We start from the raw sequence: 9,844 nt of genomic DNA on the forward strand, positions 1-9,844 counted from the left end.
TTCACCCCCGGATTAAGTGCGCCCCTCGCGCAGCCATGCGCCAAGCGCGAATCCCGCCGCCAACGCCAGCCACAGCCAAGCAGGCAACAAGGCCGTGTTGCGCAATTCGGTTGTGATATAGGCGTCACGCGGTGTCAGCCCCAGCCATCCGCGCCCTGCAGCCAGCCGCCCTTCGCGCACCAGTCGCAAATCAGGCACGCCATCTTCCAGCCGCACAACGCCGCCGCGCTGCGCATCAATCACCGGGCGCAACGGCTCGGCGGTTGCGATGGTTTGCTCAAATTCCCTTGGGGCGCTGGGGCCAAGGGCCACCACTGCGTCCAGTTCCCCGTCATCCAGCCGGTATAGCCCGGTTTCCGGCGCGTCCAGTTGCGCGCGGTATTCGCCCGGCGCATCCTCGGTCAGGTCCAGAACAGTTTGCGTGCCGTCCGGTGCCGTGACCGTGACGGCCCCCACATTGTCGCGCAGGCTGCGGCGCAAAACAGTGATGCGGTTTCCTTCGGCGGTTGCGGTCAGGGTTTCTTCTTCCAGTTCGGGTTCACCCATCATCCAGTGGGCCAGCCTGCGCAGCAATTCCAGTTGCGGCCCGCCCCCTTCAAACCCCCGGTCCCAAAGCCATGTCTGGTCGGAAGCCAGCAGCGCCATCCGGCCCGCGCCCACGCGGTCCAGCATCAGCAGCGGGCGGTCCGCGACACCGGACATGACCACCTGACCGCGCTGCGGGTCCAGTTCAACCTGACGGAACCACCGCCCCCATGCGGGGGTGCCATCCTCTGATACAGGGGCCAGGTCTTCAAGGCCCGCAGTCACAGGGTGGCGCTGGCCCAGCTCCGTCACTTCAGGGCGGAACCCTTGTTCTATCACCCGCGACGTGGGCTGGCCGGGGAATATATCCCCCAATGGGGACCGCCAGATTGACTCTGCGCCCGCCAGTTCCGGCCCGCCCACAACCAAAAGCGCGCCGCCTTCTTCCACATAGCGCGCGATATTGCTGAAATAGGCATTTGGCAGAATGCCCCGCCGACGATAGCGGTCAAAGATGATCAGGTCGAAATCATCAATTTTCTCGACAAACAGTTCGCGTGTAGGAAAGGCGATCAGCGACAATTCATCAACCGGCACCCCGTCCTGACGGTCCGGCGGGCGCAGAATTGTAAAATGCACCAGATCAACGGCAGGGTCGGATTTCAGCAGGTTGCGCCAGGTGCGCTGGCCTGCATTGGGTTCGCCCGACACCAGAAGCACGCTTAGCCGGTCGCGCACGCCGTTGATCTGAACAATGGCGGCGTTGTTGCGGTCCGTCAGTTCGCCCGGCGCGTCATCCAGTTCGAACTGGATGACATTCATGCCGCCACGCTCCAGCGTGACGGTCAGTTCCAGATCCTCGCCTGTGGGCACTGTCGCGGTCTGTGCGGGGGCGCCGTCAATGGCGTAGCGCAGGGTTGTAAAGCGCGAAGTGGTGGCGGGAACTGCGCCCTGATCCTCGATCCGCAGCGTCAGGGTGACGGGTTCCCCGATAATGGCAAATGCAGGCGCATTGCGAATGATCAGCCTGCGGTCCCAGTCGCTGGCGCGGCCAGTTTGCAGCAAATGTGCGGGCGCGGGCATCGACAGCGGCAGGTCTGCGTCATGCACCTGCCCGTCAGACACGATAAAGACACCGGCCAGCCGGTCGCGTGGCAGGTCCGCCAGCGCTTCGGCCAGGGCGGTGTTCAATTGCGTGCCCGCGTTGCCCGTGCTGTCCGCAACCCGCACAATGCGTGTATCCACGGCCAGTTCCCCCAACCGGGCTTCCAGATGCGCCAGCGCCGCTTCGGTCTGGGCATCGCGGCCCCCGATCCTGTTTGACGCTGTGTCATCCACCATGACCAATGCAATGTCGGACAAGGCGTCGCGGGTTTCGTCCTGCAAGGAGGGATTGGCCAGCGCCGCCAGCACCGCCAGCGCCGCCAGCCCGCGCAACCACCAGCCGCGCAACCCCTGCCACAGCGCCAGCGCAACCAGCGCCGCGGCCAGCCCGGCCAGCACCCACAGCGCCAGCACCGGCACCAGCGGGTCGAAGATGATTTCCTGCGCGCCGCCCGTCATTGCCCCAGCCTTTCCAGCAGGGCGGGCACATGCACCTGATCGGATTTATAGTTGCCGGTCAGCACATGGGTAATCAGGTTGACCCCGAAGCGATAGGCAATCTCGCGTTGCCGTTCGCCGGTTATGCCCATGCCAATGCGGAACATCGGCTGGCCTGCTTCATCCACAGCCCATGCCGACGCCCAGTCATGCCCGCCAATGATAACCGGTGTCACCCCGTCATTGAGGTTGCGAAACGGCATGCCGTCGGCCTGTTCAGCATCGGGGGGGGCGGCTTCCACCCAGACATCGCGCCCGGTATGGCGGCCCGGAAATTCCTGCAACAGATAGAAGGTGCGCGTCAGCACATGGTCATCGGGCACAGGTTCCAGCGGCGGAATGTCCAGCGGGCGGGCGATGGCCTGCAGGCGGCGCGCTTCGGGGGTGGTGCGTGTCAGCCCGGCCAGTTCGGCATCGCGCGTGTCGAACATGATCATCCCGCCGCCGCGCAAATAGCGGTTCAGTTTCGCATAGGCCGCGTCTGACGGAATGGGCGTGTCTTCTGTGATGGGCCAGTAGATGAAGGGAAAGAAGGTCAGTTCGTCGCGTTCCAGATCCACCCCGATGGGGCTGGCCGGTTCAACAGATGTGCGCTGGAATAACACCCGGCCCAACCCGCGCAAGCCCGCCTGCGCAACTGTGTCGATGCGCGCATCGCCCGTCAGCACATGGGCCAGCACCACATCCGATGTGGCCGCCAGTGCCAGCCGGTCATCGTCAGCGCTGGCCTGGTGGGGGGACATTATGGCCAACACCGCCCCCGCAAGTAGCGCCGCTATTGCCCCGCTGCCGCGCCGCAAGCGCCCCGAAAGCCACAGCGCGGCCAGAATATCCAGCCATAAGACCCCGATCCCCAGCAGCAGAAACCACGCTTTCAGGTCGCGTTCCTGCGCCACGCTGTCGCGTTCCAGCACCACCGAGGCGGGCCAGCGACTGGTGGGAAGGGTCATGTCCTGCGCGCCGATATTCAGCGCGAAACTGCCCGCCGCGCTGGAATATACGCCGGGGGGCAGGTCCGGCCCGAAGGCACGCGCCGCCAGTGCAGTGCCCGCCACCACGGGGGCGGTGCTGGCGTCATGCACCTGTCCGAACCCGTCCAGCGCGCGCGCGGGTTGCCAGTCCATGCCTGCCAGATCCTGCGCGCTGGGCGCAGCGGGGCGGGTGGACAGCGCAAGCCGTTCCAGCATGTCGACAAACAAGCCCGACAAGGGCAGGTTGGACCAGTCTGCATTGGCGGTGGTATGGATCAGCACCACTTGGCCGCTGCCACTGTATTTTCGCGTCACCAGCGGTGTGCCATCGGCAAGCGATGCGATGGTGCGTTCGGCCAGACCGGGGTCGGGCTGGGCCAGAACCTGCGCGCTGATGGTCACATCATCAGGGACAGACAGCCCCGCAAAAGGCGATTCCGCCGCGAAATCGCGCAAACGGCGGGGTTCCCCCCAACTCATGGCGCCGCCCACTGTGCGCCCGCCAATGCGCAGGCGCACCGGCAAAAGCGGGTCCTCATCGGCGCGCGCGACATCACTTGCCGCCAGTCGCGGCCCCGCAAAGCGCAGCAGCAACCCGCCATCATTGACAAAATCCAGCACTTGCGCGGATTCAACTTCGGACAATTGCGCAATATCGACAAGGATCAGCGCATCGGGGGCCGTCAGCAGCAGATCGTCGACAGACGCGCTTTCGATGAGTTCCGATACGGGGCCAAGGGCCTGACGCAGATACAAAAAGGGCGACAACAGGTCCAGCCCCTCGCGGCCTTCGCGGCCGGTCAGCAAGCCAACCTTGCGCCGTTGCAGCGCATCATCAGTCAAGGCCACAGCGCCTGCGCTGCGTTCGCCCGCGATCTGGAAACGTGTGATCCGGTTGCGCAATTCCGGCTGTAGCGTCAGGTCCAGCTTGGCTGTGGTGCTGTCCTCGTCAAAGCGGGCTGTGCCGGTGGCCAGCACCCGTTCCACCCCCGCAGGGTCGCGTCCGGTGGCGGTGATCTGGATGTCCTGTTCGCCCATGGCAGCGGGGCGGTGTGCGGTAATCTGCACCACGCCATCTTGCAGCACAGGCGGGGCCAGCGCCAGCACGGGGCGCGATGTTTCAAACACTGTCACATCGCCGCGTGCCTGCAGCGCGTCCAGCAGCGCGGGCCGGTAGGCGTGGTCCAGCCCGTCCGACAGCCAATAGCTGTCGAATATGTCCGGCAGGGCATCAACCCATGCCTGCAGGTTTTCCGTATCGGCGATGAAGGGCGCGGGCGCAAGCGCGGGCAGGCGTTCCAGCCAGTGATCTGCGGCGCGAAAGGTCAATGCGCCCGCTGGCAGGTCGGTCAGCGCCACCACGGCCACCGGACGGCCCGTGCGGCCTGCTTCGGTAACAATGTCGCGCATGCGCGCCTGACGCTGCGGCCAGTCCCGCGCGCTGGCCCAGCTTGCATCTGTCAGCACCAACACAGGCCCGGTGCCGTCGCGCGCGGGTTGCGGGTTCAGCACCGGGCCGGCAAAGGCAAGGATCAGCGCGGCTACGGCCAATGCCCGCAGCACCAGCAGCCACCACGGTGTCCGGTCACTTTCGGATGTTTCGTCCTTCAGTCCGATCAGCAGCGCCACGCCGGGAAACCGCCGGATGACGGGCGCAGGCGGCACCGCGCGCAACAGCCACCACAGCAGCGGAAGTGCCAGCAACGCCAGCAGCAGGGCAGGGGTGGCAAACCCGATCGGGCCAAATGTCACCATCACATGGCCCGCCTTGCGTCCAGCTGTTGCCACAGCCACATAAGGGCCGGGCCTGCGGGCTGGTCAGTGTGATGGGTCAACATATGCCAGCCAGTCGCACGCGCCAGCCCTGCCAGCATATCCTTGCGTTCGGCCAGCCTGTCGCGGTAGCGGGCGCGCAAATCCGCAGCGCGCAGAGTTTCATGCCGCATCCCCCCCCCCATGGAGGTGAAGATGGACCTGCCCTGATAGGGAAACGCTTCCTCGGCCGGGTCCAGAATCTGCACCAGCGCGCCGCGCACGCCGCGATCTGCTGCGCGCCCGACGGCGCTTTGCACCCCTGCGGGGTCGCCCAGAAAGTCGGACAGGAACACGGTCTGGCTGTGGGCGGGCAGCACGGACATGGGCGGGGTGCCGTAGTCATCGGTCACAGTGTCGCCCGCCAGATGCGCGGCAAGCGGGTCAAGCTGCGCGCGCCCTGCGCGCGGCGGCATGTCGGGCATAAGCCCCACGCGTTCGCCCCCTTTCAGCAACAGCACAGCCAGCGCAAGCGCCAGAACCCTTGCGCGATCAGCCTTTGGCGCGCGGGACTTGTGGCCCGAGAACGCCATGGCCTGCGACTGGTCCACCCATAGGGTGACGGCCTGCGCGGCCTGCCATTCGGTTTCGCGCACAAAATGCGTATCTGACCGCGCCGAGCGCCGCCAGTCGATCCTTGCGCCCCAATCGGACGCAGTTGCAGGCCGGTATTGCCAGAATTCATCGCCTGCGCCCGCGCGCCTGCGCCCATGGGCACCGGGCAGGACGGATTGCGCCAGATGTTCGGCTTGTGCCAGCAGGGCAGGCAGCGGGGCGGCCAGCCCTTCGGCACGGCTGCGCAGGATGGCTTGTGGGGTTTCGGTTTGGGGACCGGTCAAGCCGCGTCCTCCAGTCGGGTGGCGGTTGCGGCGACGCGGTCAATGATGGCCCCCAGGTTTTCCCCGCGCGCCCGCGCAGCAAAGCCCAGCGCCATGCGGTGCGACAGCACCGGGCGCGCCATGGCTGCGACATCATGCAGACCGGGGGCAAGCCGCCCGTCCAGCAGGGCGCGCGCGCGCACCGTCAGCATAAGGGCCTGTGCCGCGCGTGGCCCCGGCCCCCAGCTGACACAATCGCGCACGGCGTCATGGGCTTCGGGTTCGTCAGGGCGGCAGGCGCGCACCAGATCAAGGATGGCATCCACCACGCCCGCGCCCACGGGCATGCGGCGCAACAGCGCCTGCGCGTCCAGCAATTCAGCCGCGCTGAACACCTGATGGGCCGTGCCATCCTGCAGCCCGGTGGTGGCCATCAGGATATCGCGTTCCGTGTCGCGGTCGGGATAGACAACATCAATCTGCACCAGAAACCTGTCAAGCTGCGCTTCGGGCAGCGGGTAGGTGCCTTCTTGTTCAATCGGGTTCTGGGTGGCCAACACATGGAAGGGGCGTTCCAGCCTGTGATGCGCGCCCGCCACTGTGACTTCGCCTTCCTGCATGGCCTGCAACAGCGCGGCCTGGGTGCGGGGGCTGGCGCGGTTGATTTCATCTGCCATCAGCAACTGGCAAAAAATCGGCCCCTCGATGAAGCGAAAGGCGCGTTTGCCATCCTCGGAGATGTCCAGCACCTCGGACCCCAGAATGTCGGCAGGCATCAGGTCGGGGGTGAACTGGATGCGGTTGCCCTTCAGGCCCATGACAGTGGACAATGTATCCACCAGCCGCGTCTTGCCCAAGCCCGGCAGGCCAATCAACAGCCCGTGCCCGCCACACAGCATTGCCGTAAGCGTTAGGTCAACAACGTTTTTCTGGCCAATAAAACGGGTGTTGATGCTGGACCGCGCCTGCGCCAGTTTGTCGCCCAAAGCCTCGATCGCGGCGATCAGGTCTGTTTCTGTGCTCATCGGGGCGCTCCTTGCGGGTGATTTTTCGTGTGAAACTACTATCTATCAGAATGTGACATATCGCATAGGCGGCCAATGACAAAAACATCTGATGAACAAAATAGCGTGACCCCGTCGGCAACTGCGCTGGCGCAGGCCGCGCAAGCGGCCAGCAACGGGGCGGGTTTGCCCCCTGTGCATTTGTGGAATCCGCCGTTTTGCGGGGATCTGGACATGCGGATCGCCCGCGACGGGACATGGTTTTATCAAGGCACGCCCATTGGCCGGCCTGCCTTGGTGCGGCTGTTTTCGACCATCCTGAAATTGGAAGATGGCAAATATTTCCTTGTTACCCCTGTTGAAAAGGTGGGAATCACCGTTGATGACGCCCCGTTTGTCGCGGTGGATTTCAGCGTAGAAGGGGCGGGCAGGGATCAGGAATTGGTCTTTACCACCAATGTGGGGGATGTGCTGAGTGCGGGCGCGGCGCATCCATTGCGCATGGCGCGCGACCGCGAAACGGGCGAACCCGCCCCCTATGTCATGGTCCGCAACGGGCTGGAGGCCCTGATCGACCGCAAAAGTTTCTACCGGATGGTGGACCTGTGCACCCATACCACGCATGAGGACGCGCGCTGGTTCGGGCTGTGGTCGGGCGGGGTGTTCTTTCCGGTCATTGCGTCAGACGAATTGCCCTAGCTTGCACTGCCTGTGCGCGATGTGGGGTTTGGGGTTGGTTTTGTCCCAAAACCAGATCATATAAGGCCATGTTCTCGACATCCCTGAAATCAGTTTTGCATCATGTGCGCTACTTCCCGCTGTGGTCGGCGTTGACTGTTCTGCGGTGGCGGGCCTTTGACATGCGTTCGCGCGGGTTGGGGACCACATTGGGCGTGGTCATGCGCTGGTTTCCCCCGGCCAGACGGCGCTTTGACCGCGAGGCCAGACGGGTTTTCCCCGACATGCCGCGCGCCCAACGCGCAAAGCTTGGGCAGGAGATGGGCAAGCAAATGGGCCGGACCCTGTTTGAGATTTACCATGATGCCGAATTCCAGACCCAGCACCATAAATTCCACGCCTCTGGCCCCGGACTGGAGGCGCTGAAACAGGCGCATGCCGCTGGCAAGGGGGCAATCATCGTGTCCGGCCATTTCGGGCAATGGGAAGCGGTGCGCGCCGTAATCAAGATGCACGGGATGGAAAGTGGCGCAGTGTATCGTCCCAACAAAAACCGCCATTATGAGCGCCGGTTGCGCGCTGGTATCGAAGCGGGCGGCAAGCCCATTCTGGCCACTGGCCGCGTGGGAACCATGGCGCTGGTGCGGCATTTGCGCAGCGGTGGCATTGTGTCCATTCTGCTGGATGAAAAATACGCCGAAGGAATCAGATTGCCGTTTCTGGGGCATGATGCCTTCACATCCCTGTCGGCCGCGCAATTGTCCCTGAAATATGGCCTGCCCATGATCCCGGCATATGGAATTCGCGCGGATGACGGGAACAGCTTTCGGGTGGAATTTGAACCCCCAATCCCCCATACTGACGCGGTTTCCATGACCCGCGCATTCAATGACAGCCTGTCTGCGCGGATCATGGCGAACCCCGACCAATGGTATTGGATGCTTCGGCGTTGGGGGGAGGTCTGAGTGCGCTTGCGCTGGCGGGGCTGAACCCGCATGCTGAGGTCCTGAACCGCTGCCGTCCTTGAAAAGAACAAAAAGAAGAAGACCATCATGCCTGTATTTGAGCGCTACCTGTCCGTCTGGGTTGCCCTTGCCATTCTTGCGGGGCTGGGGCTTGGCCAGATTGCGCCGGGGCTTGTGGCTTTTCTTGCGGCGCTTGAATACGGCTCGGTCAATTTTGTGGTCGCGGTGCTGATCTGGTTCATGGTCTATCCGATGATGGTGGGGGTTGATTTTACGTCCCTGGCGCGGGTGCATGAACGCCCCAAGGGGCTGATCATCACGCTGGCAGTCAACTGGCTGATCAAGCCTTTCACCATGGCGGCGCTGGGGGTGCTGTTTTTCGAGCATCTCTTCGCGCCCTTCATCGAACCGGGCACAGCCGGCCAGTATATCGCGGGCATGATCCTGTTGGGCGCGGCCCCGTGCACGGCCATGGTATTCGTCTGGTCGCAGCTGACCAGGGGGGACCCGAACTATACGCTGGTGCAGGTGTCGCTCAATGATGTGATCATGGTTTTTGCCTATGCGCCCATCGTGGCGCTTTTGCTTGGCGTCACCGACATAGCCGTTCCGTGGGAAACGCTGGTCCTGTCGGTGGTGCTATATGTCGTGGTGCCACTGGGCGCGGGGGTGCTGACGCGGCTGTGGCTGACACGCGGCGCGCGCGCCCCTGCCCAGGCCGAGGCGGCCGTGGGGGTGTTTACCGCGCGGGTCAAACCCTTCTCAGTGCTGGGGCTTCTGGCTACAGTTGTGCTGTTGTTCGGTTTTCAGGGTGATGTGATCCTTGATCGGCCTTTGATTATTGTGATCATCGCCATTCCGCTGCTGATCCAGTCCTACGGCATGTTTGCTGTCGCCTATTGGGCGGCAAAAGCGTGGCGCGTGCCCCATAAGGTGGCGGCGCCCTGCGCGATGATTGGCACATCGAATTTCTTTGAACTGGCCGTGGCGGTGGCAATTGGCCTGTTCGGCCTGAACTCTATTGCTGCGCTGGTCACTGTGGTGGGGGTGCTGGTCGAGGTGCCGGTGATGCTGTCGCTTGTGTGGTTCGCCAACCGCACGCGCCACTGGTTCCCGCGTGATGAAACGCCGATCCGCGCGCCAAAAGACCGACCGCGCCCGTGATGGTGGCGCATGATTATTCGACTGATGCGCCGTCTGCGTCCTGCCCCGGAACGGGGCGCGTCACTGTTTAGCCCGGTTCCCAAGGCGCCATGCCCGCGACATGCTGTTGACTCGTTGCAAGCCGCGACGTGCCGCAATCCGGCAACGCGCTTTTGACCCTATTGTAGCACGTCGCGGCTTTGGGCAGTCGCGCGCGATGATCTGACTTCTTGATGCCGATGATGACATAAGCTTGGGGCGGGATCATAGATTTGCGCCACTTGCGCTAATCATCGTGCCCCAGCGCGGGGGCGGGGCGGGTGAAA

General features: G+C 64.0%; 7 protein-coding genes. 3 read left to right on the forward strand and 4 right to left on the reverse strand.

The genetic code is table 11. The features are described from left to right. Positions 1 to 12: 12 nt before the first annotated feature. From ACTZWY_RS15645 to ACTZWY_RS15660, 4 genes are read right to left on the reverse strand one after another with little or no spacing between them, the layout of a single operon-like run. Complete coding sequence (locus ACTZWY_RS15645) at positions 13 to 2,088, reverse strand: hypothetical protein (RefSeq protein WP_444791640.1); 2,076 nt, start codon at positions 2,086 to 2,088, stop codon at positions 13 to 15. Next, positions 2,085 to 4,853, reverse strand: coding sequence for a DUF4159 domain-containing protein (locus ACTZWY_RS15650; protein WP_444791647.1), 2,769 nt, complete (start codon positions 4,851 to 4,853; stop codon positions 2,085 to 2,087). Before ACTZWY_RS15650 ends, ACTZWY_RS15645 begins: the two co-directional genes overlap by 4 nt. Then, entirely contained in the window at positions 4,853 to 5,749 is an 897-nt protein-coding gene (locus tag ACTZWY_RS15655) for a DUF58 domain-containing protein (RefSeq protein ID WP_444791641.1), read from the reverse strand. Before ACTZWY_RS15655 ends, ACTZWY_RS15650 begins: the two co-directional genes overlap by 1 nt. Further along, a complete protein-coding gene (locus ACTZWY_RS15660; RefSeq protein WP_444791642.1) occupies positions 5,746 to 6,753 on the reverse strand; it encodes an AAA family ATPase in 1,008 nt (335 codons plus the stop codon). Before ACTZWY_RS15660 ends, ACTZWY_RS15655 begins: the two co-directional genes overlap by 4 nt. Positions 6,754 to 6,828: 75 nt before the next feature. On the opposite strand from ACTZWY_RS15660, the gene ACTZWY_RS15665 reads away from it, so the two are divergent. From ACTZWY_RS15665 to arsB, 3 genes are all read left to right on the forward strand, one after another. Continuing rightward, positions 6,829 to 7,431 carry a DUF1285 domain-containing protein gene (locus ACTZWY_RS15665; RefSeq protein ID WP_444791643.1) on the forward strand — a complete coding sequence of 201 codons (603 nt, stop codon included), beginning with the start codon at positions 6,829 to 6,831 and terminating at the stop codon, positions 7,429 to 7,431. A gap of 68 nt (positions 7,432 to 7,499) precedes the next feature. Beyond that, complete coding sequence (locus ACTZWY_RS15670) at positions 7,500 to 8,375, forward strand: lysophospholipid acyltransferase family protein (protein WP_444791644.1); 876 nt, start codon at positions 7,500 to 7,502, stop codon at positions 8,373 to 8,375. An 87-nt stretch (positions 8,376 to 8,462) separates the two neighbouring features. Next, positions 8,463 to 9,539 (forward strand): ACR3 family arsenite efflux transporter, encoded by a 1,077-nt coding sequence (gene arsB, locus ACTZWY_RS15675; RefSeq protein ID WP_444791645.1) that lies wholly within the window; start codon positions 8,463 to 8,465, stop codon positions 9,537 to 9,539. The last annotated feature ends 305 nt before the right edge of the window (positions 9,540 to 9,844 follow it).

Origin of the sequence: Roseinatronobacter sp. NSM, from assembly GCF_052379845.1 — a bacterium.
GTDB lineage: Bacteria > Pseudomonadota > Alphaproteobacteria > Rhodobacterales > Rhodobacteraceae > Roseinatronobacter.

Coding starts and splice junctions, on each gene's coding strand:
- ACTZWY_RS15670 (WP_444791644.1), top strand. CDS start 7,500: ATGTTCTCGACATCCCTGAAATCAGTTTTGCATCATGTGCGCTACTTC.
- ACTZWY_RS15665 (WP_444791643.1), top strand. CDS start 6,829: ATGACAAAAACATCTGATGAACAAAATAGCGTGACCCCGTCGGCAACT.
- arsB (WP_444791645.1), top strand. CDS start 8,463: ATGCCTGTATTTGAGCGCTACCTGTCCGTCTGGGTTGCCCTTGCCATT.
- ACTZWY_RS15645 (WP_444791640.1), bottom strand. CDS start 2,088: ATGACGGGCGGCGCGCAGGAAATCATCTTCGACCCGCTGGTGCCGGTG.
- ACTZWY_RS15660 (WP_444791642.1), bottom strand. CDS start 6,753: ATGAGCACAGAAACAGACCTGATCGCCGCGATCGAGGCTTTGGGCGAC.
- ACTZWY_RS15650 (WP_444791647.1), bottom strand. CDS start 4,853: ATGGTGACATTTGGCCCGATCGGGTTTGCCACCCCTGCCCTGCTGCTG.